Annotated in this window: 30 protein-coding genes; 11 read left to right on the forward strand and 19 right to left on the reverse strand. The window is 71.7% G+C overall.

The features are described 5' to 3' along the window. Nucleotides 1-57: 57 nt before the first annotated feature. The gene (locus ASD48_RS44615; protein ID WP_157880776.1) at nucleotides 58-273 is read right to left on the reverse strand and encodes an STAS domain-containing protein; all 216 of its coding nucleotides are present in this window, start codon (nucleotides 271-273) and stop codon (nucleotides 58-60) included. Between the two features lie 16 nt (nucleotides 274-289). Then, nucleotides 290-811 (reverse strand): MarR family winged helix-turn-helix transcriptional regulator, encoded by a 522-nt coding sequence (locus tag ASD48_RS38740; protein ID WP_057606601.1) that lies wholly within the window; start codon nucleotides 809-811, stop codon nucleotides 290-292. Nucleotides 812-887: 76 nt separating this feature from the next. Here ASD48_RS38740 and ASD48_RS38745 point away from each other — a divergent pair, with 76 nt between their 5' ends. From ASD48_RS38745 to ASD48_RS38755, 3 genes are all read left to right on the forward strand, one after another. After that, nucleotides 888-1,541: a TIGR03086 family metal-binding protein gene (locus ASD48_RS38745; protein ID WP_242432860.1), complete on the forward strand. Its 654-nt coding sequence runs from the start codon at nucleotides 888-890 to the stop codon at nucleotides 1,539-1,541. After that, nucleotides 1,535-1,951: a hypothetical protein gene (locus tag ASD48_RS38750; RefSeq protein WP_057606603.1), complete on the forward strand. Its 417-nt coding sequence runs from the start codon at nucleotides 1,535-1,537 to the stop codon at nucleotides 1,949-1,951. Before ASD48_RS38745 ends, ASD48_RS38750 begins: the two co-directional genes overlap by 7 nt. Before the next feature lie 166 nt (nucleotides 1,952-2,117). Further along, nucleotides 2,118-2,291, forward strand: a complete 174-nt coding sequence (locus ASD48_RS38755) for a hypothetical protein (RefSeq protein WP_157880777.1) — start codon at nucleotides 2,118-2,120, stop codon at nucleotides 2,289-2,291. A gap of 183 nt (nucleotides 2,292-2,474) precedes the next feature. Here ASD48_RS38755 and ASD48_RS38760 read toward each other — a convergent pair whose 3' ends face one another. The 4 genes from ASD48_RS38760 to ASD48_RS38775 form a co-directional block, all read right to left on the reverse strand. Then, nucleotides 2,475-2,909 carry a hypothetical protein gene (locus tag ASD48_RS38760; RefSeq protein WP_157880778.1) on the reverse strand — a complete coding sequence of 145 codons (435 nt, stop codon included), beginning with the start codon at nucleotides 2,907-2,909 and terminating at the stop codon, nucleotides 2,475-2,477. 725 nt (nucleotides 2,910-3,634) lie between these two features. Further along, nucleotides 3,635-3,859: a hypothetical protein gene (locus tag ASD48_RS38765; RefSeq protein ID WP_057606606.1), complete on the reverse strand. Its 225-nt coding sequence runs from the start codon at nucleotides 3,857-3,859 to the stop codon at nucleotides 3,635-3,637. Nucleotides 3,860-4,022: 163 nt separating this feature from the next. Beyond that, entirely contained in the window at nucleotides 4,023-4,553 is a 531-nt protein-coding gene (locus ASD48_RS38770) for a GNAT family N-acetyltransferase (RefSeq protein ID WP_057606781.1), read from the reverse strand. A 108-nt stretch (nucleotides 4,554-4,661) separates the two neighbouring features. Then, nucleotides 4,662-4,904, reverse strand: coding sequence for a hypothetical protein (locus tag ASD48_RS38775; protein ID WP_057606607.1), 243 nt, complete (start codon nucleotides 4,902-4,904; stop codon nucleotides 4,662-4,664). 209 nt (nucleotides 4,905-5,113) lie between these two features. Between ASD48_RS38775 and ASD48_RS38780 the strand changes: the two genes are divergently transcribed. Together ASD48_RS38780 and ASD48_RS44965 are read left to right on the forward strand one after the other, a co-directional pair. Beyond that, nucleotides 5,114-5,470 carry a PRC-barrel domain-containing protein gene (locus ASD48_RS38780; RefSeq protein ID WP_057606608.1) on the forward strand — a complete coding sequence of 119 codons (357 nt, stop codon included), beginning with the start codon at nucleotides 5,114-5,116 and terminating at the stop codon, nucleotides 5,468-5,470. A gap of 25 nt (nucleotides 5,471-5,495) precedes the next feature. Next, nucleotides 5,496-5,669 (forward strand): hypothetical protein, encoded by a 174-nt coding sequence (locus ASD48_RS44965; protein WP_199876178.1) that lies wholly within the window; start codon nucleotides 5,496-5,498, stop codon nucleotides 5,667-5,669. A 46-nt stretch (nucleotides 5,670-5,715) separates the two neighbouring features. On the opposite strand, the gene ASD48_RS38785 is transcribed toward ASD48_RS44965, so the two are convergent. The 4 genes from ASD48_RS38785 to ASD48_RS38810 all read right to left on the reverse strand — a co-directional run bounded on the left by ASD48_RS38785 (nucleotide 5,716) and on the right by ASD48_RS38810 (nucleotide 9,472). Beyond that, the gene (locus ASD48_RS38785; RefSeq protein WP_057606609.1) at nucleotides 5,716-6,174 is read right to left on the reverse strand and encodes an SRPBCC family protein; all 459 of its coding nucleotides are present in this window, start codon (nucleotides 6,172-6,174) and stop codon (nucleotides 5,716-5,718) included. Between the two features lie 333 nt (nucleotides 6,175-6,507). Further along, nucleotides 6,508-6,660: a hypothetical protein gene (locus ASD48_RS46265; protein ID WP_348983246.1), complete on the reverse strand. Its 153-nt coding sequence runs from the start codon at nucleotides 6,658-6,660 to the stop codon at nucleotides 6,508-6,510. 173 nt (nucleotides 6,661-6,833) lie between these two features. Further along, entirely contained in the window at nucleotides 6,834-7,508 is a 675-nt protein-coding gene (locus ASD48_RS38800) for a hypothetical protein (protein ID WP_057606610.1), read from the reverse strand. A 464-nt stretch (nucleotides 7,509-7,972) separates the two neighbouring features. Beyond that, nucleotides 7,973-9,472 carry a long-chain fatty acid--CoA ligase gene (locus tag ASD48_RS38810; protein WP_057606612.1) on the reverse strand — a complete coding sequence of 500 codons (1,500 nt, stop codon included), beginning with the start codon at nucleotides 9,470-9,472 and terminating at the stop codon, nucleotides 7,973-7,975. 165 nt (nucleotides 9,473-9,637) lie between these two features. Between ASD48_RS38810 and ASD48_RS38815 the strand changes: the two genes are divergently transcribed. The 3 genes from ASD48_RS38815 (at nucleotide 9,638) to ASD48_RS38825 (ending at nucleotide 14,095) form a co-directional block, all read left to right on the forward strand. Then, nucleotides 9,638-10,822 (forward strand): helix-turn-helix domain-containing protein, encoded by a 1,185-nt coding sequence (locus ASD48_RS38815; RefSeq protein ID WP_057606613.1) that lies wholly within the window; start codon nucleotides 9,638-9,640, stop codon nucleotides 10,820-10,822. Nucleotides 10,823-11,028: 206 nt separating this feature from the next. Beyond that, on the forward strand, nucleotides 11,029-12,741 hold the full coding sequence (locus ASD48_RS38820) for an alpha/beta hydrolase (protein ID WP_063887546.1): 1,713 nt from the start codon (nucleotides 11,029-11,031) through the stop codon (nucleotides 12,739-12,741). Nucleotides 12,742-12,865: 124 nt separating this feature from the next. After that, nucleotides 12,866-14,095: a SpoIIE family protein phosphatase gene (locus ASD48_RS38825; RefSeq protein WP_057606783.1), complete on the forward strand. Its 1,230-nt coding sequence runs from the start codon at nucleotides 12,866-12,868 to the stop codon at nucleotides 14,093-14,095. A gap of 96 nt (nucleotides 14,096-14,191) precedes the next feature. Here the strand turns inward: ASD48_RS38825 and ASD48_RS38830 are convergent, their stop codons facing one another. The 6 genes from ASD48_RS38830 to mscL form a co-directional block, all read right to left on the reverse strand. Then, nucleotides 14,192-14,665 (reverse strand): hypothetical protein, encoded by a 474-nt coding sequence (locus ASD48_RS38830; RefSeq protein WP_057606614.1) that lies wholly within the window; start codon nucleotides 14,663-14,665, stop codon nucleotides 14,192-14,194. 120 nt (nucleotides 14,666-14,785) lie between these two features. Next, nucleotides 14,786-15,643: a DMT family transporter gene (locus ASD48_RS38835; protein WP_057606784.1), complete on the reverse strand. Its 858-nt coding sequence runs from the start codon at nucleotides 15,641-15,643 to the stop codon at nucleotides 14,786-14,788. Continuing rightward, nucleotides 15,640-16,827 carry a PP2C family protein-serine/threonine phosphatase gene (locus ASD48_RS38840; RefSeq protein ID WP_348983247.1) on the reverse strand — a complete coding sequence of 396 codons (1,188 nt, stop codon included), beginning with the start codon at nucleotides 16,825-16,827 and terminating at the stop codon, nucleotides 15,640-15,642. Before ASD48_RS38840 ends, ASD48_RS38835 begins: the two co-directional genes overlap by 4 nt. 193 nt (nucleotides 16,828-17,020) lie before the next feature. Beyond that, the gene (locus ASD48_RS38845; RefSeq protein WP_057606615.1) at nucleotides 17,021-17,449 is read right to left on the reverse strand and encodes a DUF3618 domain-containing protein; all 429 of its coding nucleotides are present in this window, start codon (nucleotides 17,447-17,449) and stop codon (nucleotides 17,021-17,023) included. Continuing rightward, complete coding sequence (locus ASD48_RS38850; RefSeq protein ID WP_242432861.1) at nucleotides 17,446-17,886, reverse strand: phage holin family protein; 441 nt, start codon at nucleotides 17,884-17,886, stop codon at nucleotides 17,446-17,448. The genes ASD48_RS38845 and ASD48_RS38850 overlap by 4 nt, the downstream gene beginning before the upstream one ends. Nucleotides 17,887-17,974: 88 nt before the next feature. Beyond that, nucleotides 17,975-18,418 carry a large conductance mechanosensitive channel protein MscL gene (gene mscL / locus ASD48_RS38855; RefSeq protein ID WP_057606787.1) on the reverse strand — a complete coding sequence of 148 codons (444 nt, stop codon included), beginning with the start codon at nucleotides 18,416-18,418 and terminating at the stop codon, nucleotides 17,975-17,977. Nucleotides 18,419-18,657: 239 nt separating this feature from the next. On the opposite strand from mscL, the gene ASD48_RS38860 reads away from it, so the two are divergent. Beyond that, nucleotides 18,658-19,104: a hypothetical protein gene (locus ASD48_RS38860; RefSeq protein WP_057606616.1), complete on the forward strand. Its 447-nt coding sequence runs from the start codon at nucleotides 18,658-18,660 to the stop codon at nucleotides 19,102-19,104. A 70-nt stretch (nucleotides 19,105-19,174) separates the two neighbouring features. Here the strand turns inward: ASD48_RS38860 and ppk2 are convergent, their stop codons facing one another. After that, nucleotides 19,175-20,140 carry a polyphosphate kinase 2 gene (ppk2, locus tag ASD48_RS38865; protein WP_057606617.1) on the reverse strand — a complete coding sequence of 322 codons (966 nt, stop codon included), beginning with the start codon at nucleotides 20,138-20,140 and terminating at the stop codon, nucleotides 19,175-19,177. A 271-nt stretch (nucleotides 20,141-20,411) separates the two neighbouring features. Between ppk2 and ASD48_RS44620 the strand changes: the two genes are divergently transcribed. Further along, a complete protein-coding gene (locus ASD48_RS44620; protein WP_157880779.1) occupies nucleotides 20,412-20,564 on the forward strand; it encodes a hypothetical protein in 153 nt (50 codons plus the stop codon). Between the two features lie 175 nt (nucleotides 20,565-20,739). After that, nucleotides 20,740-21,213, forward strand: coding sequence for an MSMEG_6728 family protein (locus ASD48_RS38870; protein ID WP_057606618.1), 474 nt, complete (start codon nucleotides 20,740-20,742; stop codon nucleotides 21,211-21,213). Between the two features lie 173 nt (nucleotides 21,214-21,386). On the opposite strand, the gene ASD48_RS38875 is transcribed toward ASD48_RS38870, so the two are convergent. Continuing rightward, a complete protein-coding gene (locus tag ASD48_RS38875) occupies nucleotides 21,387-22,595 on the reverse strand; it encodes an SGNH/GDSL hydrolase family protein (protein ID WP_057606619.1) in 1,209 nt (402 codons plus the stop codon). Then, nucleotides 22,592-24,958, reverse strand: a complete 2,367-nt coding sequence (locus tag ASD48_RS38880; RefSeq protein WP_057606620.1) for a glycoside hydrolase N-terminal domain-containing protein — start codon at nucleotides 24,956-24,958, stop codon at nucleotides 22,592-22,594. The genes ASD48_RS38875 and ASD48_RS38880 overlap by 4 nt, the downstream gene beginning before the upstream one ends. Between the last annotated feature and the right edge of the window lie 21 nt (nucleotides 24,959-24,979).

Genomic DNA, 24,979 nt, shown 5'->3' on the forward strand with positions numbered 1-24,979 from the left:
GGCACGGCCGATGCGAGTGGATCGGTCATCACTCCCAGACTCCCGCCACCGGCTCGTTCACGCATCCGTGGGCGGGCCGGCGGTCGGGGGACGGGTCTCCCAGGCTTCGGCCAGACTGCCGTAGAGGGGGAAGATGCCGCGGGCACCGGTGACGGTCAGCAGCCGCAGCATCTGCGGGGGCGGCGCGGCGAGCACGAGCCGGCCGCCGGCCTCCTGACATCTGACTCGGTCAACAGCATCACGCGAGCCAAAGGAAACGGCGTCTGAGTTCACCTTTTCTGGCGCACCCCTAGGCCGGCGACCGACGTCGGCCCGTCTCCTGGGCGGGCCCGGTCGCTCCCGGCTCCGCCAGGGCGGACAGGGCCTGGAGGCCCCTGAGGAAACCGTCGCGGTCCGCAGGTGGCAGTTGGGCGAGCAGCCGTTCCTCGCCCTTCTGGATCGTGGACTGGACGGTGTCCCGCAGCCGCCGGCCCTCAGTGGTGAGGGAGAGCAGACGCGCGCGCCGGTCCCCGGGGTCGGGTCGGCGGCGGATCAGTCCGCGGTCCTCCAGGTCGTCCAGGACCGCGATGATGCGGGTCTTGTCCGCCCGGATGGCCTCGGCCAGCGCGGCCTGGGTGCGGATCGGTGTCTCGTCGAGGTGCAGCAGCACGGCATACGCCCACATCGTGAGCCCGTGCGCGTCGAGGACCGGCTGTTCCGCGGCCATCAGGGTGCGGAGCAGCGGCGCGACCATCTCGGCGAGGTCGGGACGGGCCAACCGCTCCCCCGACGGGGTGTCCCCGGCGCCTCCCTGCACTGTGTTCTCGACCATGGTCAAGAAAATACCGGTTGACAATTAATACGCTCAAGCACATCGTAAGCATATGCCTACTAATTCCCTCGCGAACTTGGCACGTTTACGGCATCTCGACGCGCAGGCGGTCCGGGACAGCGTCAACCTCGTACGCCGGATGACCCCCGGCGACCTGATCCGCCCGACGCCCTGCTCGGCGTGGACGCTGGCCGATCTGCTCGCCCATATGACGGCCCAGCACCGCGGGTTCGCAGCGGCCGCGTTCGGGCACGGCCAGGACCTCGCTCATTGGAGAGTCCGCCCGCTCGGCGAGGACGCCGCCGCGGAGTACGGCGAAGCGGCGGAGCAGGCCATCCACGCGTTCGCCGCCGTGGACGGCCCGGGCCGCCCGTTCCTCCTTCCCGAACTGCCTGCCGTCCAGACGGTCCCGGCCGCCCGGGCCATCGGCTTTCACCTCATCGACTACGTGGCGCACAGCTGGGACATCGCCAGCAGCCTGGACCTCCCGTACGACCCCGGTCCCGAACTCCTGGCCGCCGCACTGCCCTTGGCCTGCGCGGTCCCGGACGGCGACTTCCGCCTCGCCCCGAACAGCCCCTTCCGGCCGGCGCTCCCCGCGGGCGACGGGGCGAGCACGCTGGAGCGGATCCTGACCGCCCTGGGCCGGACGCCCGGCTGGCGGGGCCCGTCCGGCGGCAGGGCGGCGGGCTCGCACCAGGGCTCGGCCGTCCGCGACACGACATGCTGAGGTCCTCGTGGACGCCTGGTCAGACCCACGGCCACAGGGGCCCGGTCCTGGTCAGCGTCACCGACTTCAAGCTCGACAAGATCAGGGACCTGCCCGGCGTCTACCGGGAGGCCCGGCGACTGGCGGCGCTCTGGCCGGAGCTCCCGGGGGCGCACGGGATGTGGCTGTGGACTGTCCCCACTGCCCGCCGGTGCGGCGCCGTGGCCGTCTGGCGCGACACGGCCGCCCTGCACCACTTCGTCGCGTGGCCGCCCCACGTCGCCGTCATGGGCGCCTACAAGGGACGTGGCACCCTGACCTCGACCACCTGGCAGGCGGACGGATTCGACCAGGGCGCGACCTGGGCCCGAGCGCACGCCACACTGAGGGCGAGCCCGCCGGGGGGCCGGATTTCCGGCGCATCACACTAGAGACCTGTGGATTCCCTCCCTCCCCCTCCCCCCTGAACGCAAGGTAATTGGGGGTTCAATCACTTAAAAACCCAATCCGGGCAAAAGGTGTTGACTCCCGGTGCGACGGGGGCGGATGGTGGAAATGAAGATCCCGTAGTAGAGCGGTTTATGGCAGGTGATCTTTATGCAAGCCGTCATCCGTAGGCGCGCAGCCCTCACCGCATGCGGCTTCGCCCTCTGCGGAGCCCTGGCCGCACCGGCGGTCATCGAAGCGGCCTCGGCCATCTTCGACACCGGGCAGTCTCAGACCCAGGTCGACGCGGAGCGGAAGAAGCCGAAGAAGGCGCCTCGGCACTAGGTCCGTCTTATGGGTCATCAGGTGGCGGATCGTGGTGGTGGGGATGCGTCGCCATGAACTCACCGATCTGACACGGGCGTTACTCGCTCCCCTTAACCGCGGGCTGCGAAGGGCCGCCCGCGCGTGGAGGATCGGCAAGTCGTCAACGGGATGCCGATCTCCGGTACCGCTCGCCTACGGCGGTCACGGGCAGCCCGGGCCATTGGGTTCGACGACGCAGCTCACCTGCCACTTCGTCCAAGAGCCGTTGGAACCACGGATCCGGAACCAGTAGTTGTCGTCCTTGCCGATAGCCGACATGATGATGATCGCGTCGCTGGTCGCCTGCTGAGGGTCGACAGTGATGCGGCTCTTGACCCACCCACCCATGGACACCCATCCGTTCCAGGAGCCGTCAGGGTAGGTCCAGTTCGTCCACACCGCGTGATCGGCACCGACGACGAACTCCTCCTTCGTCCCGTTGGCAAGCTTCGTGGTCGAGACGCCGTACTCGCAGAAGTACTTCTGGCCCTTGGTCGAGCAGTAGGTCGCCGCCTGCGCCGGCGACGCCGCGACACCCACCCCCGCGAAGGCGGCCAGAGCCGCGACCGCCACGAGGGCACCCTTGAATCTGCGCATGTCCATGCTCCTCTACCGAACGGTGTGATCGTGTAGGGGAAGGGGGAGAACCGGCACCCCAACGCCCCCGGCAAGTCGATCACAGGTCTACGGGGGCAGACCATGCAGAACTACCGGCAGAAGTAGCCCCCTTCCTCTTCGAGCTGAACCAGCACCCACCGGGCCCGTACGGGCGCTGTGACGGTGCCGAGGGCCCACGAAGAAACCGTGGTGGTCGACGGGGGTCGAGCACCTGGTGAAGCTCGGCCCCGACAGCCACGAGCCGCGCTCAAGGCCGCCCTTCTCGAAGGCGCGCCGTCATGAAACAGGGCAGGCGGCGCGCGCCTCGGCCCCGTACTCCACGACTGGTACGGACAGACCGAGACTCTCGGCCTCACCGAAGTCCACCCCGACGAACACACAGTGACTGGCCGCAACGGCCAGATCACCTCAGGCCGCCCCATGCCGGGAGTCGAGATCGTCATCCGCAACGACCGAAACGAGCCGCTACCGCCCGGGCGCGAGGAATACGCGAGACCCCGGCGGACTGCTCGGCGGGGGCGGCTGGCTGGCCCTGGTGTCCCGGAGCCAGCCCGCTGGGCGTGTGATCAGGCGACGGTGTGGAATTCGGAGAACTCGTGGTCGCCGCCTTCCGTGTCCTCGATCCGGTTACCGCCGAGGAGCACGTCCGCCCCCGGAGAGCCGGAGAAAGGAACCGAAAACCGGGCAGGCTGACTCAACGGAGCTCAGGCGGCGCTCCACCGATGCGCGCGCCCGCCGCGCCACTCGACCCAGTGGTCGTCGTCCAGAATGCTGTCGGGATCCTGGACCCCCGCGCCCTCGAGGAACACCACCAGATCGTGATCGCTGAAGGCAGTGCCGAGGATCTCGTCCCGGCCCTGCGAGTGCACCGAGACCCTCCGGCCGCCCGTACTGGTGGGCGGGTGCACGACGATCGACGCACTGCTCACCCTCCCAGCGTGCCCCCGGCAAGCCGACCCGGCGACCCCTCTGCGGCGGTCAGGGGCCGTCGCCGCGCCGAAACAGGTGGGTGGCACATCAAACACCGCCGTGACGGACCCGAGGTCGCGGCCATCAACGAGTGGCTGTAGCCGGCGCCACCACACCGCCTGCCTACAGTGTGATCCAGTAGCGGCGCTTGATGCCCTCGTCGGTGGTGCGGACGTCCTCCAGAACGCCGCCATTGCGCTCGATGGTGCGCGCCGATGCGACATTGTCGTCGTCGCATGTGATGAGGACGCGGCCCAGGCCGAGCGCACGGGCTTCGGGGAGAACAGCCCCGAGAGCCCACGTCGCCAGGCCGCGCCTTCGGGCGGAGGGCCGGATGCTGTATCCGATGTGCCCGCCGCTGTGGAGCAGAAAGGCGTTCAGGCGGTGCCGCAGGTCGATGGCTCCCAGATAGCTGTCGCCCTCGACGATCCACCAGTGGGTGGCGTGGACCCACCCGTCTCTCAGGGCAACTGACCTGTCCGACTGCTGTTGCAGTTGCTGTACCCACGCCGAGAAGACGGCGGGGTCGTCGAGGTCGGCCTCGGGCATGAGGCCCAAGCCGGTACCGGCCTGGTGAGCGCCTGGAGACCACTCGTCACGCGCCGCGAGCCATGAGGGCTGAAGTCGACCGGTGGGTGGGATCAGTTCAGGCATGCGGGCGACGGTAGCACTCGCAAACCCCATGTGATCAGGCATTTTACGCTGGACAGGGGCCCGCGACCGCGTCACACCCGATGGCGCATGATCATCCATAATCGAGATCTACTCTGCCCGTGTGTCACCGCCCCCGCGACTGAAACGACCTCTCACCGGTTCGCTGTCCGGCGGAGCCGCCGCGTCCGGCCCGGTCAGCAGGTGCAGCGCGTGACGTTCGAGGTCCGCCACGTAGATCCGCACCTCGGTGAAGCCCGCGGACAGGGCGAGTTCGCCGGTCTTCTTCGGCAACTCGTCGAGGTGCATCAGAAGGCCGGCGTCCAGCAGACCGGGTGAGCATCGCCCGCCCACCCGCCTCGCGGTCGACGTCCACGGCCCTCCTCCCCGTGCGCCGGAACGGCTCCGGACGGGGGCTCCGGATCCTCCGGGGCCCGGGGACCCCACCGCGGCCCGAGACGCGACGCCGAGCCGCTCCGCGGGGCTCCCGCGTGTGCGGTCGTGGCGTGTGCGCATGACATCGGAGACCCGAACGCGGGTACCCGCACCTGCGGAGGTAGCTGATGTTCGAGCCAAGCGATATCCGTGAGTGGCGCGGTCACGACGTGGTGGACCCCCAGGGGCACAAGATCGGCATCCTGGAGTCCGTATATGTGGACACCGGGACCGACATGCCCAGCTTCGCCACAGTGACGGTCGGGCTGCCCACCCGCCGCCGACTGGTGTTCGTGCCGCTCGTCGGCGCGACCGTCGGTCCGGGCTACCTGAAGGTCGCCCACGACAGGAGCGCGGTGAAGAAGGCCCCGTCGATCGACCTCGACGGCGAACTGCCCGCCCTGGAGGAACCGAAGGTCTTCGCGCACTACGAACTGGACTACGTGCCGGGCGCCGGGGGCGAGCGTCGCCTCGCCCGTCGCTGACACGTCTAGGCCGCCGGGAGAGCCAATGAGCCTGTTTCTGTTTCTGATCCTCGTGGCCCTCGTCCTGGGCATCATCGGATTCGCGGTCCACGGGCTGTTCTACCTGCTGATCATCGGCGCCCTGGTCCTTCTCGCCGACCTCTTCTACGCCGGGGTGCGGTTCCGCCGTGGCGGCAGGAAGCACCGCATCGCCCGTTGACCGGCGCTCCCCCGGTCGGGGAGACGCCGACGACGCGGCCGGGGCGTCAGCGCGGAACGATCGCCGCCTCGGACGCCGCCTTGATACGGGAACCGAACCCGGGAGCGTCCTTGCGGGCGGCGGCGAGCGCCAGGCCGACGAGGAGCTTGCCCAGTCCGTGGCCTTCGAGGACGTTGAAGATACGGACCCGGGTGCCACCGCCGGGCAGCGGCTCCAGGTCGTAACCGCCTTCGCGTACCGTCACGGTGTTCTTCGAGGCCTCGGCCCACCGGATCTTCACGGGGGCCTCGAGAGCGGTGATGCGGAACTCTCTCGCGGTCTTCATCCCGGCGTCCTTGACGGTGCTCCGGAAGACGGTGCCCACCGTGGTCGGGGCATCGGGGATCCGCTCGATCTTGAGCACACGAGGGCTGAACTGCGGATCATTGCGCCCGTCGGCGAGGTAGGCGAACACCTCCTCGACAGCCCGATCGACCTCCACCGTCGCTTCGAACTGTCCGGACATGAGCACTCCTCATCGGTCGAGTCACGCGCGCGCGAACGCCAAGCCGTGCCGCACGTCACTTCGCGGCGGCACCGCGAGCCTATGGGACCATCGAACACCCCGCGCGGCAATCGGCGGTCCTCCGTGAGACGGCATCACGCCACCATGCGGGACCGGGCCCGCCGCGGGTGCGGCGGGCCCGGTCTGCGTGGCCGAGGCGGGACGCGAACCCGCGGCCGCGGCCTCCGGGTTACGAGCCCAGCGCTCTCAGCTCAGCGGCTCCGCCCTCTCGGCTCTGCGCTCCCGGCTCCGCGCTCTCGCATCCCCGCCCTCTCGGCTCCCCGCCGTCGGCCCTCAGGCGTTGGCATGGCGACGCGTGGCCGTCCTGCGTGGGGCGGCGTGGTGCACGGACCTGCCCTCGCCGGCCGCCTGCTGACGCCACAGCCACAGCGAGGTCACGGACAGGAGACCGGCGAAGACCACCAGGAAGAGCACCGACACCCACATCTGCCGACTCCCGGGGTCGTCCCACCCCGTCCAGACAGCCGATGCGGCCCACAAGGCCGCACCCCCCGCGTAGACAGGGCGGATGCGCCGCAGCTGCCGCACGGCACGCACGGATTCGACATGATCAGTTTTCTGTGCCATGTGGGCCCAGGTACCCCGATCCGCGCTCTTCATCAGTAGTCGGACGGCGATGTGTCGTCGTGCAGGACAGCGAAGAGCCCCCGCGCGCGGGTGCCGTCCGGCAAAGCCCAGGAACCGGCGACATGGCCGACCGCCCGCGGAGGCGGCAAGGGCTCGTCGTCCGGGGTGGGGCGCAGGACCCGCTGCAGGCGGAGTGTCGTGCCCCGCGGTGCGGGCAGCTCAGTGCCCTGCGGGTCGTCCGTGGCACCGGCCGTGGAGCCCGTGGGGGTGGCACCGTCAGCGGTACAGGAGCGGGTGACCTCCCGGTCGGGGACATCGCTGGTGTTCTGGTCCTGGGCCTGGACCCGGCCCTCGATCAGGGCCGCCAACTGGGCGACCAGCACCGGGTCGTGGCAGCCGTCGTAGGCCCAGCGCCGCCCCAGCACCCCGTGCTCCATGGTGCCGACGAGGGCGTGCTCCGCCCCGTCGAGCGGGGCGCCACGATAGGTCAGCGGCACCAGATAGGCGGCCGGACGGCTGCCGGAGGCGTCGGTGACCACCAGGAACTCGATCCCGACCTCGCCCTCGGGGTCGTCGAGCCGGAAGCCCCCGGCCTTGACCAGCTCGGGTGCGCCCGTGCCGCCCGCGTACCACGGCCGGGTGGGCAGCCAGGAGGTGAGCAGTTCCAGCTTGGTCGGCCGCAGGACTGTGCGGTGGACGACGGCCATGTCGGGTTTCCTCTTCCGTGGGGCGGCGGTGCCGGGACAGTTCAGGCGGACCGGTCTTCGTCCGCGGGCGCGTGCCGGACGGCCAGGGGCGTTCCGGCCTCGGTGGTCACCTGAAGCACCTCGCACCCCGTGAGCGGAACGGCGGTGAAGAGACGCCGCCGAACCCGTTCGCCGTCTTCGGGCGGAAAGGCGATCCGCCCGGCCCCCGGAGGCGTCCACCGGTCCGGCCGGTGGTGCCACGAGCCGGACCAGTCGCTCACAGCCCGTGGCGGCGCCCTGCGAATCAGCCATGGGGGCAGCGTAGTTACTCCCCCCGCCGACTCCTCATCGACCCCGACCCCGGTCTCGGCCCGGCCCCGGACCCGACCCCGGTCCCTGCCCGGCCCCGGTCTTGGTTCCGGCCCCCCCCGTCACGGCCTGGACGCCCCGGTCCCGTCTTGCCTCCGGAGCGTCCGGCCCCGGTCTCAGACCCGGCCCGGTCCGACGGGCGCGGTGATCTCGCGCTTGAGGATCTTGCCGCTGGGGCCGGTCGGCAGGGTGTCCACGAGCCACACCTCACGCGGGTACTTGTACGCGGCCACCCGGCTCTTGACGAACTCCCGCAGCTCGTCGGGGGTGGCATGGGCGCCCGGGCGCAGGACGACCGCGGCCGCGATCTCCTCACCCAGGTGAGTGTGCGGCACGCCCACCACGGCGGCCAGGGCGACGGCCGGGTGCTCGTGCAGGACCTCCTCCATCTCCCGCGGGTAGACGTTGTAGCCCCCACGGATGATCATGTCCTTCTTGCGGTCCACGATGTACAGGTATCCGTCCTCGTCCTGCCGCGCGAGGTCGCCGGAGCGCAGCCAGCCGTCCGGGATGGCGGTCGCGGTCTCCTCGGGGCGGTTCCAGTAGCCCTTCATCACGTTCGGTCCGCGCACAGCCAGTTCGCCCACCTCACCCGGGGCGACGTCCTGGCCCTTGTCGTCGAGCAGCCGCACCTGCACATCGCGGATCGGCGTGCCGATGGAGCCGGCCTTGCGCGGCCGGTCGGGGTGGTTGAAGGTGACCACCGGGCTGGTCTCGGACATGCCGAAGCCCTCCAGCACCGCGCAGCCGAAGCGCCGCTCGAAGCCGTGCAGGACCTCCACCGGCAGCGAGGCCCCGCCGGATATGCACATCCGCAGCGTCGACACGTCCGCCTCGGACGGGTGCTGGAGCAGCGCCGCGTACATCGTGGGAACGCCCTCGAAGACCGTGGCCCGGTCGCGGGCGATGGCGTCCAGCACGGTCTGCGGTGCGAAGCGCGGGATCAGCGTCAGGGAGGCGCCGGCGCGGACGGACACGCTCATCGTGCAGATCTGGCCGAAGATGTGGAACAGCGGCAGGCAGCCCACCACCACGTCCTCGGGCGTCATGCGCTGCACGTGGACCGTGTTGACCTCGGTGTTGTGCCGCAGCCCGCCGTGCGTGAGCGTGGCGCCCTTGGGGCGGCCGGTGGTGCCGGAGGTGTACAGGAGCACGGCCACGTCGTCGATGCCGGTCTCGGCCATCTCGGGCAGCGGCTCGTGCCCGGCCAGCAGTGCGCCGAAGGCGGCGGGTTCGACGGCCAGGTGCCGCACACCGGCGGCGGCCGCGCCCTGTGCGCCCTCCCCCGGCGCCTGGTGCCATTCGAACAGCAGCACCGCCCCGGAGTCGTCGAGGTGGTACTCGGTCTCCCGCGTCTTCAGCAGCGGGTTCATCGGCACGACGATCCCCCCGGCGCGGAGCACCCCGTAGTACAGGACGACGAACTCGGGAACGTTGGGCAGCATCAGGGCGACCCGGTCACCCGGCCGCACGCCCTCGGCCCGGAGCAACGCGGCGGCGCGGGCACTGCGCTCGTCCAGCTCCGCGTAGCTGGTCACCTGCTCGCCCAGGCGCAGCGCGGGGCGTCCCGGCTGCCGCTGTGCCGTCTCCACCAGGAACTGCGCCAGATTGGCCATGACCCGCCTCCACGAACGTCATCGTTGAAATCCGCTGTTCATCTGCGCGACATCGTGCTGCCACGCACGGCGGCGGACCATGGGCGGCAGGACAGCACCACCGGTCCCGGTTTGGTTCGGGGAACAAAACAATGGCGTTAAGCTGCGGTAATGGATATCTCGGGCGTGGCAGCGGCGCTTCATGCCAGACTTCCGGAACTGGGTGAGCGGATCGCGCAGCGTATCCGCTCGGACGTCGACGCCTACGACGAGGAGTCGCTGATCCCCTTCGAGTCGCTGCGCCGCTCGTGCACCGCCAACGCGGACCTGGTCCTGACCCACCTCGGTCACGCGGATGCCCCGGATCCCAGTCCGGCCCGCGAGACCGGCCGGGTGCGCGCCGAACAGGGCGTGCCGCTGGCGGACACCCTGCACGCGTACCGGGTCGGCTTCGAGCTGCTGTGGACGGAGATCCTCCTGGAGTCACGGACGCATCCCGAGGTCTCCGACGACCAGTTGGTGTCCCAGTCCGCGGAGATCTGGGCGTTGTTCGGCCTGTACGCGGAGGCGGTGGCGGCGGCCTACCGGGAGACGTCCGCCGAGTTGACCTCGCAGCGGCACGCCCGGCGCTCGGCGCTGGTGGAGGCGCTGTTCACCGGTGTCATCGCCGACCGGACCACGCTGTGGGAGGCCGCCCGTGAGCTGGGCCTGCCCGAGCACGGTCCCTACGCGGTGGCCGCGGCGGCGGCCGGCGCTCCCGGCCAGGAGCCGTTGGCGGGTATCGAAACCGTGCTGCGTCAGGCCCAACTCGCCTCTGCCTGGCGGCTGTTGCCCGACCATCAGATCGGGGTGATCGCACTTCCCACACCGGCGGCGGAGAGCGCCTGTCTGCGTGTCCTGCGTCGTGCCCAGGCCCGCGTGGGCGTCAGCCCGTGCTTCCCCTCCCTGCGGGACACTCCACAGGCGCTGCGGTTCGCTCGGCTGGCCCTGGCCGGGCTGCGGGGCACCGGTCCCGGTGTCGCCCGGTTCGACGACAACCCGCTCGCCATGGTGGTGGCCGCCGCTCCGGCGGAGGCGGCGCATCTCGTGGGAGTGGTCCTCCAGCCCCTGGTCGACCTGCCGGTCGCGGAACGTGCTCGCCTGCTGGAGACCTTGGAACACTGGTTCGCCGCCGCCGGCTCGGCCACCGACGCGGCCCGGGGGCTCTTCGTCCACCCCAACACCGTCCGTTACCGGCTGCGCCGTATCGAGGAGTTGACGAGGCGTTCGCTCTCCGATCCGCGCGCGGTGGCCGACATCGGCGCGGCACTCCTGGCCGTTCGCAACGCCGGCGTCGGTGCGGGCGAACAGTCGTCGCACGCCCCGGACTGACCGCCCGCCCCCGGACTGACCGGCTGCTCCCGAACGGGTCTGGTGCGTAAGGCCGTTACGGGCAGGGCGGACGACGGCGTGGACTGCCAGGGGTTTCGGGGGATGCCGGGGGGGTGCCCCGATGCTCGGCGGTGGGGCCGGCACCAGGCGGAACGGGGAGCTGACCGGAGTGAGTCGGGGAGCGAAGCGGCCTAGCGTCGGACCGCATGGGACTTCTCGACAATCCGTGTACGGCGACGGCGACCCTGGCCACGGCGTTCGTGCTGGCGGCGTCCGCGATCCCGGCCTCCGCGATCCCGGCCTCCGCGATCCCGGCCTCCGCGTCGGCGCCGCCCGCCGCCGCCCGGCCCCCCTCCTTGTCCGCCGTGGCCGGGCCGTCGTCCGCCGCCCTCGGCCGCTACCAGAACCAGGAGCTGAACTGGAAGAGCTGCGTCCTCGGCCCCGACGACGAGACCGGCAAGGAGCTGGAGAAGGCAGGCGCCCGTTGCGCCGACGTCACCGTGCCCCTCGACCACGCCGACCCCGGCGGCCGTACGATCACCCTCGCGCTCTCACGGATCGAGGCCACCGACACCGCCCACCGCATCGGCTCCCTGCTGCTCAACACCGGCGGCCCCGGCGGTCAGGCCGTCGGGGACCCGCCCTGGGTGCACGACGCTCTGGGGGACGTGGCCGGGCGCTACGACATCGTCGGCGTGGATCCCCGTTTCGTCGGCCGCAGCACCCCGCTGGACTGCGGCTGGCCCACCGGCAGCCCCTTCCGCTGGGCGGGGGCGGACCGGGCCGCCTTCGACGACGTCACGAGGTTCGCACGCGACCTGGCCGACAGGTGCCGCAGGACGAACGGGGACGTGCTGCCGTACATCACCACCCGTGACACCGCCCGCGACATGGACGTCGTCCGCGCTGCCCTCGGCGAGCGCCGCATCTCCTACCTGGGCTACTCGTACGGCAGCTACCTCGGCGAGGTCTACTCGACGATGTTCCCCGGCCGTACCGACCGCGTGGTCCTCGACGGCGTGATCGACCCGCACCGCTACGGCCCCCGGCTGCTCGTCGGCACCGAGACCGCCAACGAGAAGGCCCTGCGGCACTGGGCCGCGTGGGCCGCCGAGCGGCACTCCGCCTACGGCCTCGGCTCGACCCGCGATGCCGTCCTGGCCACCGTCGACCGCATCGGGCGCACCGCGGGCGAACGGCCCCTGGTGATCGGCGGCGGCTCGTCCGCGTCCTACCGGCTCGACGAGCACACCGTGCCGTTCGTCGTCTTCAACGGCCTGTCGGACGACACCGACGAGGCGCGGCGGTCGTTCGCCGCCTCGATCCGCACCATGAAGGAGGCCGCGGAGGGCCGCCCGGCCGAACCCGACCCCGAATTCGCGAGGGCCCTGGACTTCCTGCTGAACGGGGGCGACGACGGGTCGGCCTACGGCAGCGTCCAGACCGCGATCCTCTGTGGTGACGTGGCTGCGCCGCGCGACCCGGACGTCTACTGGCGCGACGTGGAGCGCAGCCGCGTGCGCCGTCCGCTGATGGGACCCTTCACCCACGACATCACCCCCTGCGCCTTCTGGGACCGGCCCCGGGAGCGCCCCACCGTCGTCCGCGACGACCTGCCCGCGCTGCTCGTCAACACCACCGGCGACCCGCGTACGACCTATGCCGGGGCCACGGCGCTGCACCGCGCCTGGCCGGGTTCCCGCCTGGTCACCGTCACCGGCTCCGACCGGCACGGTGTCTACGGGGCGTACGGCAACTCCTGCGTCGACGGCACCGTCAACGCCTACCTGCGCACCGGGAAGCTGCCCGCCACGGATGTCGACTGCGCGGCCGCCGGGTCCGGCGGCACGCGGGAGAACCCCTCGGAGGGAGGTGGGACCACCGCTCCGGTCGCGCTCCCGGCCCGCCTCCACGGCTGATCGCGCCCTACACGATCGATGAACGCGTCGGGCTCGGGAGACAAGGTTTCCGGGCCCCGTCGCGATCTCCCTTCTATCGTGGAACGGCACAGTGACGCTCGGCACCGAGACAGGCGGCAGGGACATGGGCAAACCACTGATCGACTATGTGGCGGTCTTCCGAGCCCTGCCCGGCATGGTGGCCCTCCTCACGCCCGACCTGATCTACGCCGACGCCAACGACGACTTCCTGCGGCTGGCGGGACGTACCCGCGAGCAGCTGCTCGGCCGCTACATCTTCGACGTCTTCCCGGAGAACCCGAACGACCCGGCCGCGGCCGGCATGCGGGAGACCCGGGAGTCGATGCTGCGGGTGGTCGACTCCGGCGAGCGCGACACGATGGCGCTGCTGCGCTACGACATCGAGGACACCCATCGGCCCGGTGTGTGGCGCGAGCACTACTGGAGCCCGGTGAACGCGCCGGTCCTCGGCCCCGACGGGCAGGTGACACTCGTCGTGCACCGGGTGGAGGAGGTCACCGAGCTCATCCACGCGCGCGGCGGCCCGAACGGCGGGGCCCGGGCCCGTGTGCTGGAGGCCGAGCTGTACACCCGGGCCCGCGAGCTGCAGGAGGTCAACGAGCGGCTCCGCCAGGCGCACGCCCATGAGCGGGAGGTCGCTCTGGCCCTCCAGGCGGCGATGCTGCCCGCGCCCGGCCCGACCGGGCCGCACGCCACCGCCGTGCGCTACCGGCCCGCGGTCGGCGCACTGAACGTCTGCGGCGACTGGTACGACCTGGTCGACCTGCCCGGCGACAACCTCGCGATCGCCGTCGGCGACGTCGTCGGGCACGGTCTCGCGGCGGCCTGCACCATGGGGCAGCTGCGCAGCGCCCTGAGCGCCGCCTGCCGGGTGGCCGACGGCCCCGCCCAGGCCCTGGAGGCCCTCGGCCTGTACGCCCGCTTCGTCGAGGGCGCCGAGGCGACCACCGTAGTGACGACCTTCGTCGACTGGGACAGCCACACCATCACCTACAGCTGTGCCGGCCACCCGCCGCCCGCCCTGGTGCACGACGACGGGACCGTCACCTTCCTCGACCAGGCCACCGATCCCCCGCTCGCCGCCCGCCCGGAACACCTCCCCCGCCCGCAGGCCCGCACCGGCTTCAGCGAGGGCGCCACTCTCGTCCTGTACACCGACGGCCTGATCGAGCGCCGCGACGAGGACATCTACACGGGCCTGGCCCGGCTCGCCGACTCCCTCGCCCACCACAGACACTCGGCCCCGGAAGTCCTGGCCGACGCCCTCCTCGCCGACCTCCTCCCCGCCACCGGCACCACCGACGACACGGCTCTCGTCGTCCTCCGTCTGTGACCCACCCCGGAACCGGCGGCGCCCCCGACCGGTCCGGCGTCCCGGAGCGTGGATCCGCCCGGACACAGCGGGCGCCGAAGGCCTCGTCCCCTGCCGTCAGTCGGAGGGACCGGCCGGGTCGGGGGAACCGGGGGTGTCGGGCCGGGCGGTGTGGTCGGGGTGGTCGCGGGTGCGGCGGGCCTCCTTCATCTCCGCCTCGTAGAGGTGGTCGCGTCCTTCGGCGAGCTGTCGCACCGCCTCGTGCTCCAGGTCTCTGAACGCTCGGTAGTACGTCTCGTCGTAGGCCTCGACGATCTGGAACGTCCAGTGTCCGGGGATGACGTTGCGCCCCAGGATCTCCGTCTCGACCCGCTCGGCCCAGGCGTCGTGGCCCGCCCCGCGCAGCAGTTCGACCGTGCGGTCCAGTTCCAGGTCCGCGGTGCCGGTGAGCTGGTGGAACGAGTAGAGGTGCCCACGGGCCCGTTCGACCGTCTCCAGCGCCTTGGACAGGGAGCCGAGCGCTTCCACCGTCCCGTCGCCGACACCCGGGGGACGCCGGTGCTCGTGGTCCGGACCGTGGAGGTCACCCATCTTCGCCACTTCCTTCGAGCCAGCGACTCCCGACCTGTCCGGATCAGCACAGCACGGCACGGGCGACGGCACCGTCCGTGCCGTCCGGATGCGCCATCGCCGAACCCGATCGGGCCGTTCTCAGCGCACGACGTCGACGAGGTGGGGCACCACCCGGGTGAGCCGCACCACGGCCCAGAGGATGAGCAGGGCGCCGATCGCCTCGGGCAGCAGCCACCAGCCGGTACGGACGCTCTCGTCGAACAGCACCACGCCCAGCAGGAGGCTCACCGACGCGTCACCGATGGTCAGCGCGGGCTGTGAAGCGGCCAGGGGTCCGGCCTGCAGGGCGTTCTCCAGCAGCAGGAGGGCCAGGACCCCGGTGAGCGCGAATCCGTACGTCTGCCAGGAGGTGAGGAACGCCGGCAGTCCCCCGTCGGCGAGGCGTCCCGTGGCCGACTTCAGCAGGGCTGCGGTCAGGGCGTTGCCGACCGCCGCGGCCGAGGCCAGCGCTGCGGCGCGCAACAACGGCGAGGAGGCGGAGCGCGCGAGGAGGACCGCCGCGGCCATCGCGCCGAGGGTGAGGGCCAGGACCGGGATCCAGCGCGCCATGGACGCCTGATCCCGGCTGCCGGAGGGGGCTGCCGAGGCCAGGAGCACGGCGAGTCCGGCCACCACTCCCCCGACCGCCCACCAGCCCGCGGCCGGCAGCCGTCGGTGCATGAGCGGCACCGCCAGCAGCAGGGCGAAGGGGAGTTCGAGGATGAACAGGGGCTGTACCAGCGCCATCGGGCCGTTGACGAGGGCCAGCGCCTGGAACACCGCGGCGCCCACCACGCCCGCGATGCCGATCGCCCAGGCGGGCCGCCGCGCGAGGGCGAGCAGCAGCCGTACTCCGCCGCCCCGGTCCACCGTTGAGGCGGCCTTGCGCTGGAACGCCGTGCCCACCGCGTTGCTGACGGCGCCGAGGACGCCGAAGACGACGGCGAGCACCATCACGACTCCGGCACGGGCGGCGGATTCCACTCGAGCAGCAGAATCGTCGCATCGTCCTGGAGACGGCTCGTCCTGGTGTCCAGGATGGCGTGGATGAGCCGCCGGAGGCTCTCGGGTGCGAGTTCTCCCGCGGCCGTCGCGCGGATGACGTGGTCGGCGAAGCGTTCGAGGCCGAAGAGGTTCCCGTCCCGGGTCCGGGCCTCGGTGACGCCGTCGGTGTACAGCAGCACCCGGTCGCCCGGCTGAAGGGCGTACTCGTGGATCTGGCGCGGTCGCCCGGCCAACAGGAAGCGCAGCCCCATCGGCGGGTCCGGATCGCCTTCCAGCGCGTCGGCGACCAGCTGCTGGTCGCGGATGAGCAGAGGGGCGGGGTGACCGCTGTTGCTCCAGCGCAGCACGCCGGTGGCGAGGTCCAGTTGGGTCAGAACGGCCGTGCAGAACTGGTCCGGGAGCCACTCGGCGAGTGCCTGGTCCACGCTGTCGACCAGTTCGGGGAGATCCTCGCCGGTGCGGCGGGCGTTGCGGCAGGCGGCCAGCGAGACCGCGCTCGTCAGTCCGGACGCCAGGTTGTGACCCATCGCGTCGATGACGGTGGCATGCAGGGTGGTGTCGGTCAGGCAGTGGTCGAAGGCGTCGCCGCCCAGCTCGTAGGCGGGCTCGAGGACGGCCGTGGAGACGACGTGTCCGTTGCCGATGGTGCGGGGCGGCAGGAACGCCCGCAGCAGTTCGGCGGGGAGCCGCATGGGCTCGGTGCGCGTCCTGCGGACGACGGAGTCCATGTAGGCCCGATTGGACGTGATCATCATGCTCAGCAGGGTGCTGAGGGCCTTGCCCCGGGTGAGCAAGGCGGCGGTGACCGCCGGTGTGTGGACGGCGAGGACGCCCAGTCGCTCGGCTCCGTCGAGCAGCGGGAACCAGGCGATCACCCCGCCCGTGCCCGATTCCTCCACCCGCAGTGACTGCGTGCGGTACGTCCAGCCCGCGAGCGAGTCGTCGATCCACAGGGTCGAGGCGATGTCGGTGAGGGGGATGAGGCGGCGCTGCTGCAGATCGGCGAGGTAGGCCACGGCGTGCTGGAGACCGAGCGCCTCGGTGCAGCGGGCCACCGCTCTCGACAGCTCCAAGGTGCGGTTGGCGGAGTCGGCGAGGAAGCCCATGAGCCGCTCGTCGTTGAGCTCGGCCGTCACGTCGTCACCACCTGGTGGGCTACTCGCTGCCGGGTGCACCGGGTGCATCGGATGGACCGGGCGGGCCGGAGGGACAGGACGGAACGGAATCGACCGGTCGCTTGGCCGCAGTCTCACATCCGGGAGCATGATCCGCAGTTCGGCGAGGGGCGCCGCCGGCCGATGGGGCCGGCGGCGCCCGTCCCGCCGTCGGCTACTTCCTGCCGCGGCGCAGCAGCAGGTAGGCGACGGTCAGTGCCGCGACGGCGCCGATGAGGGCGCCGCGATGGTCGCGCACCTGTCGGGGTGCCTTGTCCTGCCACAACTGCTCGGCCTGCCCCGCCCTGGCCCTGACCTGGACGGCGGCCGCGGCGGCCGTGTCCTTGACCGGGGCCGGGACCTTCTCCTCCAGCAGGTGGGCCGCCCCGGCCGCCTTCGTCCTGGCCTGCTCGGACAGGTGCGCCGCCGTGGTGCCGGCCTGTTCCTTCAACGCGATCGCCTTCTCCTGCGCGCGGGCCTTGACGTCGGTCTTCGCGGCCAGCGCCTCGACCGTCTCACCGAGTTCGTGGCGGGTCTGTTCGACCTGTCGGCGCAGATCCTCGGGACCGGCGGCGGTGGGCTCGTCATGGGGTGGCTGGGTCATCGTCGTGCACTCTCCTTGATCTCCGACACATCGGCTTTCACGCTGTCGACGGTCCGCTCGGGCATCGGTGGGGCGGCCGCGCCGACCTGCTTCTTGCCGGTCAGGGCCAGCACCGCGGTGATCACCGCCAGTACGGCCGTGACGATCAGGGCCGCGGCCCACACCGGGAGCGGCACCGCGATCGCGGCGATCGCGGTGGCGACCAGCGCCTGAAGGGTGAGGAAGCCGAAGAGTCCGGCCCCGCCGAACAGCCCACCGCCCTTGCCGTAGCGTTTTCCCTTCTCGACCATCTCCGCCCGTGCGAGCTGCATTTCGCCGCGCACCAGTTCGGTCAGCTGCTGCGAAGCACGTTGCACCAGGTCGCCGACCGACTCACCGCCGTCGGCGGTCCGCACACCGCGTTCGCCGTCCGTGCCGTACCGTCCTGCTTCAGCCATCGCGTTCACCCCTTCCTCCAGGTGCCGCACCGGGTACCCGATGACCGGCGGGAAAGACATCCCCGCAGCGGAACATGACAAGTCACACCTACGCCCGCGTCTCCCCCGCGCCGGCCGTGTCGGGAAGGGGCACCAGATCGCTGGTGCAGAACCCGCAGCGGCGCGCCCGGGCGGGCACGGGGTTGAGGCACTCGGGACAGTCCCGCTTGTCCGCCTGGATGTCCTGGTGCGGGGCGAAACGCTCGTGCAGCTTGTTGATCGGCAGGACGACGAGGAAGTACAGGACGCAGGCGATCAGCAGAAAGCTGATGACGGCGTTCACGAAACTTCCGTACGGGAAGACAGTCCCGCCGAGGGTGAAAGTCCTGCGGCTGTAGTCGCCCGTCGCGCCGGTCGTGAAGCCCACGACCGGGGTCAGGAACGCTTTCACGAAGCCGTTGACGAGTGCGGTGAAGGCCGCGCCGATCACGATGCCCACGGCCAGGTCGACCACGTTCCCGCGCAGTATGAAACTGCGGAACCCTCCCAGCAGATCCCTCACGGTCCCCTCCGTTTCCTCTTCCTCTCGGCCTCGCCCGGCCGTTCGCGGCTTCCTCCGGCCGCGGCGGTCGCGGCGGTCGGAGTGCGTCTTTCCGGACCCGCGCCGGTCACACCACCGCCCGGCGGCCCGCCGATCGGGGCGGGCCCACCCGGATGGCCGCCCGCCTCGCGCGACGACGCCGGTCGTTGCCTAGCGTCGAAGCGACGGCCCCCGGCCGGGAGGAGACACCCATGCCCCATCGCACAGCCGTCGCGGGCATAGCCGCGACGATCATGACTTTCGCTCCGCTGTCCGGAGTCGCCCACGCCCAGGACCTCGACTGCCGCGACTTCACCTTCCAGGAGGACGCCCAGGCGGAGTTCGACCGGGACATCAGCGACCCCAACCGCCTCGACGAGGACCACGGACGGGACGACGGCATCGCCTGCGAGGTCCTCCCTCGCCGGTCGCCGGCCACCCTCGTACCCGCCACCAGCATTCCCGCGCCGGTCCCGACCGGCCTCGCGCCGGTGGCGGTCAGCCCCGCCGCGGTGCCCAGCCTCGGTGTGCGCGGCGGCGTCGGCGGCGCCGTGACCACGGGACCGTCCGCCCGGGACATCGGCATCGGCGCCGGCCTCGCGGCGGCGGGCCTGCTGGCCGGCGCCGCCTGCGTGAGGCGACGCCGACGCCGCGTCTGACCGGCCCCCAGCCGGGACCTCGCCCGAAGCGCCGTGCGGGCATCCCGCGCGGACGGACCCGCACCGCGCTTCAGGTGGCCGTGCCGCCGGGATGCCGTCCGGGGCCCTCGGCCTGGTCGGTCAGCGGAGTCGGCGACAGGACGGTGTCCTCTTCGCCCGGCTCCAGAAGGGTGGCCGCGGCACCGACGACCAGGGGGTCGGGACTGCCGACCAATTCGGCGTCCTTGGCCGCGTAGTCGACCCGGCTCAGCAGACTGCGCATCGCTTCGAGGCGCCCCCGGCGTTTGTCGTTGCTCTTGACGACCGTCCAGGGGGCGTGCGCGGTGTCGGTGACGCGGAACATCTCGACCTTGGCGGTGGTGTACTCGTCCCAGCGGTCCAGGGAGGCGAGGTCGGTGGGCGAGAGCTTCCACTGACGTACCGGGTCGACCTGGCGGATGGCGAACCGCGTCCGCTGCTCGGTCCGCGAGACGGAGAACCAGAACTTCACCAGGATGATGCCGTCCTCGACGAGCATCTCCTCGAACAGCGGGCACTGCTTGAGGAACAGTGCGTACTCCTGTTGCGTGCAGAAGCCCAGGACCCGTTCCACGCCCGCCCGGTTGTACCAGGAGCGGTCGAAGAAGACGATCTCACCCGGCCCGGGGAGATGGTCGACGTACCGCTGGAAGTACCACTGGCCCTTCTCCTGTTCCGTGGGCTTGCCCAGCGCCACGATCTTCGCGCCGCGGGGATTGAGGCGTTCGGTGAATCGCTGGATGGTGCCGCCCTTGCCCGCCGCGTCCCGCCCCTCGCAGATCACGACCAGACGGGCGCCGGTGTCGTTGACCCAGCGCTGGAGTTTGAGCATCTCGATCTGGAGGACGCGCTTGGTGCGCTCGTACTCCCTGCGGCTCACCTTGCGGTCGTAGGGGTAGTTCTCCCGCCACGTCGTGATCGGCTGACGCGCGCCGTCGAGCAGCACCGGCTGTTCCGGTCTGCGGTCGTCCACGGTCAGCCCGTGGAGCAATCGGGCCTCTACCTCTTCACGATCCACGGTTCCGCGCCTCCTTGCGATACGTCGCTCACGTCTGCGGCCACGTCTGCGGCTGGGTTCCTTGCCGACGACCACTCCAAACGCGTTGACCTGCCGTGAAGCAGTTCGGTCGGGGCGGGGCGGAAACCCCGACGGCTCGGCCGGACGCCCGACGACTCGGGGTTCACCCCATCGGTGCGCGCCTGGTGCGCGGCCCTCCGGGCCATGAGAGCGTGACGCACCAAATACCCTTTTTATACATCTTCGGTACACATCGGAGGACTGTCACCCCATGAGCCAGACCAACCCCCTCGAACGGGCGGCCGGAGTACCCGCCGGGGCACCGGGCGTGGTGGTCGGCGACATCGGTACGGCCGCCGCCCTGGCCCAGCGCGTCACCCTGCTGGGCGGGCACCGCGCGTGGGACTGGTTCACCGCCGCCTGAGCGGTGGTCCGAGCGGTCCGGACCCGGCGGCCGCCGCCCCGGACGGCCCGGACGGCCCGGACGGCCCGGACGGCCCGGTCGGCCCGGACGGGGCGGCGGCCGTCGACCGGCGTGCCGTCCGCCCGCCCGGGTGGTGGAGACGGTTGGGACACATGTGACAGGAGGGGGTCTGACCGTGCAGACGTTCCTGCCGTACGCGGACTTCACGGCGTCGGCCGCCGCCCTGGACCCTCGCCGGCTGGGCAAGCAGCGGGTCGAGGCGCTCCAGGTGCTGCGGGGTCTGACGGTCGCCGGGTACGGATGGCGCCACCACCCGGCGGTGCGCATGTGGACCGGGTACGAGGAGGCGCTCGTGCGTTACGGCCTGGAGGTCTGCGGTCTGTGGACGGCGTCCGGACGTGCGGACACCTGCGCCACCTCGCTGGTGGCCGGCTTCGGGAGGGAGCCGGCCGGGATCCGCAGCCAGCGGCGGCTCGCCGAGGCGGGGGAACTGCCGCCGTGGCTCGGCGATCCCGCGTTCCACCGCAGTCACCGGTCGGCGCTCGTGCGCAAGGATCCCGAGTTCTACGCGCCGCAGTTCCCCGGCGTGCCCGACGACCTGCCGTACGTCTGGCCCGCGTCCGACCGGAGCGCGCCGCGCGAGGGGTGAGCCTTCCCCTCGCACGGCCCGTCGTGAGTGCCGAGCCTGACCGGACGCGGCGCGCCGCCCTGCGACCGCTCCGACGCCGGCTCGGCCGGGATCTCGACGCCACGGGCGCCGGGGCGGAACGGCTTCTCGGACGGCGAGCGCGTCCGGTCGCGGAGACGATCGCCAGCAGGCGCTCAGAGGCAGTCGAGCGCCGTGAGGTCCACCGCGTCGGCCATCGCCTGCATCCCCTTGTCGTTGGGGTGGAGGTGGTCGCCGCCGTCGAAGAAGGGCAGGATCCGCTCGGGGTCGTAGGGGCTGCGCAGGATCCGGTCGAAGTCGGTGACGGCGTCGAATTCGCCGCCGCCCCGGATGAACGCGTTCACCTCCTGGCGTACGGACTCGGCGGCCGGGTCCCACTCCGACCAGCCTTCGAAGGGGGCCACGGTGGCGCCGACGACACACTTCCCGGCCGCGTGCGCACGGCGGACGATCTCCCGGTATCCGGCGATCATGTCCTGGGCGGTCACCCCGTTGTGTGCCTTGATGTCGTTGACGCCCTCGAAGAGGAACACGGTGCGCACGCCCGGCTGCGACAGCACGTCCCGCTGGAGCCGGTTGAGCGCGCTCTGGCCCGCTCCGTCCGCCAGGACCTTGTTGCCGGAGATCCCCTCGTTGGCCACTCCCTTGACCTGGGTGTCCGCCCGCTGGAGTCGGCGGGCGAGGTAGTCGGGCCAGCGGCGGTCGAGGTCGGCGGTGGACTGCCAGCCGTCCGTGATGGAGTCGCCGAGCGCGACCACCGCGCCCGTCGACGCGTTCGCGCGGACGGAGACGGAGTCGAGGTAGAACCAGGAGCCGGTCGTCCCGCTCCACCGGTCGCCGCTCTCCTCGGCGGTGTGGTCGCCCCGGGTGAGGTACGAGGTCTGCAGGGCCATGCCGTGACCGCTCGCCGGGCCCGCCGCGTCCGGCGAGTGCAGGCTGACCACCAGGTCGGTGGCGGCCGGCAGCCGGCCGGGCAGCGCGTCGCTCAGCGCGGTGCCGCCGGCGGGGATCGTGACGGAGTGCGCGCCGCCGAAGCTCAGTCGCCGGTTGCTGCCCCGGACCAGGGCCGCGCCCTCCAGCCGGACCCCCGCGTAGACGCTGTCGAAGGTCACCGGCCGGTCGCCGAAGGCGTTCGTGAGCCGGATCCGCGGGTCGGTGCCGCCGACGCTGGTGCGGACGACGAGCCGGTATCCGCGGTCGGCGACGCCCTCCCCCAGCCGGTCCGCGGACGCCGCCCAGGTGACGACGTCGTGCCCGGTCTCCGCCGCGCGGGCGACCGCCGGGAAGGCCTGCGGCAGGGCGGCGGCGAGCAGTGCGGTGAGGACGGCGAGGAGCACGCGGGCCGGTGTGCGGCGGGCCGTCATCGGGAGAAGCCCTTCAGTGTGACGGACCTGCCGGGCCGCAGTTCCACCGTCCGGGACGTCTCCCCGTACGTCACCGTCGTGGTCCGGCCGCCGACGCTGCGCACCCGCACCGAGGTCGGAGTGCCCTCGCGCCACCGCAGGTCGACGACGAATCCGCCGCGCGCGGGCAGGCCGGTGACATGCCCGGCGGCGGCCCAGGCGGCGGGAAGCGCGGGCAGGAGTTCCAGGTGCCCGGAGCGGGAGTACAGGAGCATCTCCGTCATCGCGGCCGGGGTGCCGAAGTTGGCGTCGATCTGGAAGATGCCCCGGCCCTGTTCGACCTCGTAGATGTCGAACAGGTTGAAGGCGGTGCCGTTGCCGCCGCCGGTCGACGGGCGCAGGTTGGTCGTGACCAGCTCGTACGCCTTCTCCGCGTGCTTCAGGCGGGCCCAGCACAGGGCGCGCCAGGCGTTCGCCCAGCCGAAGCTGTCCATGCCGCGCGCGGTGAGGAGGGCGGTGGCTCCGTCGACGGTCTCCCGCGGGGTGGAGCCGTCGGGGCGGATGCGGTCGCCGGGGAACAGGCCGACGAGCGGGGACAGGTGCCGGTGGGTGGTCTCGCCGAGGTTGTCGGGTGACATCCACTCCTCCAGCCACCCCGTCTTCGGGCTCACCCGCGGCAGGTACAGCCGTTCGCGCAGACCGGCGACGGTGTCCGCGTAGGCGGCGTCCTTGCCCAGTTCCCCGGCGGCGCTCGCGTAGTGGCCGAACAGCTCCCACACCAGCTCCTGGGCGTAGGTGATGCCCCGGGCGTCGAGCGGGCCGTGTTCGGGGGACCAGTCGCTGTCGGCGACGAGGACCTCACGCGCGCTGCCGGGCAGGGTCGTGGTCAGCAGCCGCGCCTCCCAGAACTCGCAGGCGCCCTTCAGCAGCGGGTAGATCTTCTCCAGGTGGGTGCGGGATCCGGTGAACTCGTAGTGCTCCCAGAGGGTGTTGGCGAGCCAGGCGTTGCCCGCGGGGTGCCACCACCAGCCCATTCCGCCGTGCGGGTTGGTGGAGATCGCGACGGTCCAGCCGGCGTTCTTTCCGGTGGAGTTGCGGTAGCGGTTGCGCGGGTCGTCGAACAGGGACCGGGTGAGGGCGGTCCAGGAGGGCAGCTGGGCGAGGCAGTAGTCGGTGAGGGCGTCGAAACACGGGGACAGACCCGTGCGGTCGGCCATCCAGTAGTTCATCTGGAGGTTGATGTCGGTGTGGTAATCCCCCATCCAGTCCGGGTCGTTGCCGTCGAGCCACAGCCCCTGGAGGTTGAGGGGAAGGCTGCCGCGTGATCCGGAGATCATCAGGTAGCGGCCGAACTGCAGGTAGGCGGCTTCGAGTTCGGGATCCGGGGTGCTGTCGCGGGCGCGTGCGGTGAGACGCTCCCAGGTGTCGAGGGCGCGCTGTCGCGCGGTCGACGTGCCGAGCGAGAGGTCGAACCGGCCGTAGAGCGCGCGGTAGTCGGCCACATGGGTGCGCAGCAGGGTGCCGGCCGGGTGGGCGGCGGCCGCGCGGACCTTCGTACGGGCCAGCTCTTCGGGGTCGAGGGACGGGTCGCGGTACTTCGCGCGGGCGTCGGGAGCGTAGTTGGTGCCGCCGCTGACGACCACCGTGAGGTCGCCGCAGCCGGAGAAGTCGATCCGTGCTCCGTTCACCCGGACCCGGCCGCCGGTGCCGTGCGCCGTGACGGCCGCGCCGTAGCGCAGACCGCCGGGGAAGGACGCGCCGAAGGACTCCGCTCCGCCACCCGTCTCGCCGTGCGTGCCGTCCAGGGTCACCGACCCGGTGTACCGGCCGCCGCCGCTCTGGGTGAAGTGCAGGACGATCACGTCGTCCGGGCGGCTGGCGAAGATCTGCCGCCGGTAGGTCACCCCGGCGCGGACGTATGTGGTCGTGAGCAGTGCCCGGGAGAGGTCGAGGGTGCGGCGGTACCCGTTGACGGCGGACAGGTCGTGGTCGGGGATGTCCACGGTGAGCCGGGCGAGCAGGGTGAAGGAGCCGAAGTCGGCGCGGCCGTAGGGAAACTGGCCGTCGTCGTCCAGTGTGCCGTTGAGGCCGCCGGTCCACATGGTGGCGTCGGTGATCAGCAGGACTTCCCGGCCGGGGTCGTTGCCCGCGAGCGCGCCGAGACGGCCGTTGCCGACCGGCAGACCCTGTTCGATCATGGAGTGGTCGTCGGCGGGGGCCTGCCACCAGAGCAGGTGCCGGGAGTCCTCGGTGGGCGGTGGCGTGGCGGTGGGCCGCCGGGGTGCGGCGGAGGCGGTGAAGGCGGGCAGGCCGGCCAGGGCCGCGGCGGTGAGACCGGCGGCGAGGAGGGTGCGTCTGTCGGGGTCCGTCGGGCGGGGGTTCATGGCGGCTCCGGAGGTCGGAGG

The organism is Streptomyces sp. Root1310 (assembly GCF_001426425.1).
Taxonomy (GTDB): Bacteria; Actinomycetota; Actinomycetes; order Streptomycetales; family Streptomycetaceae; genus Streptomyces.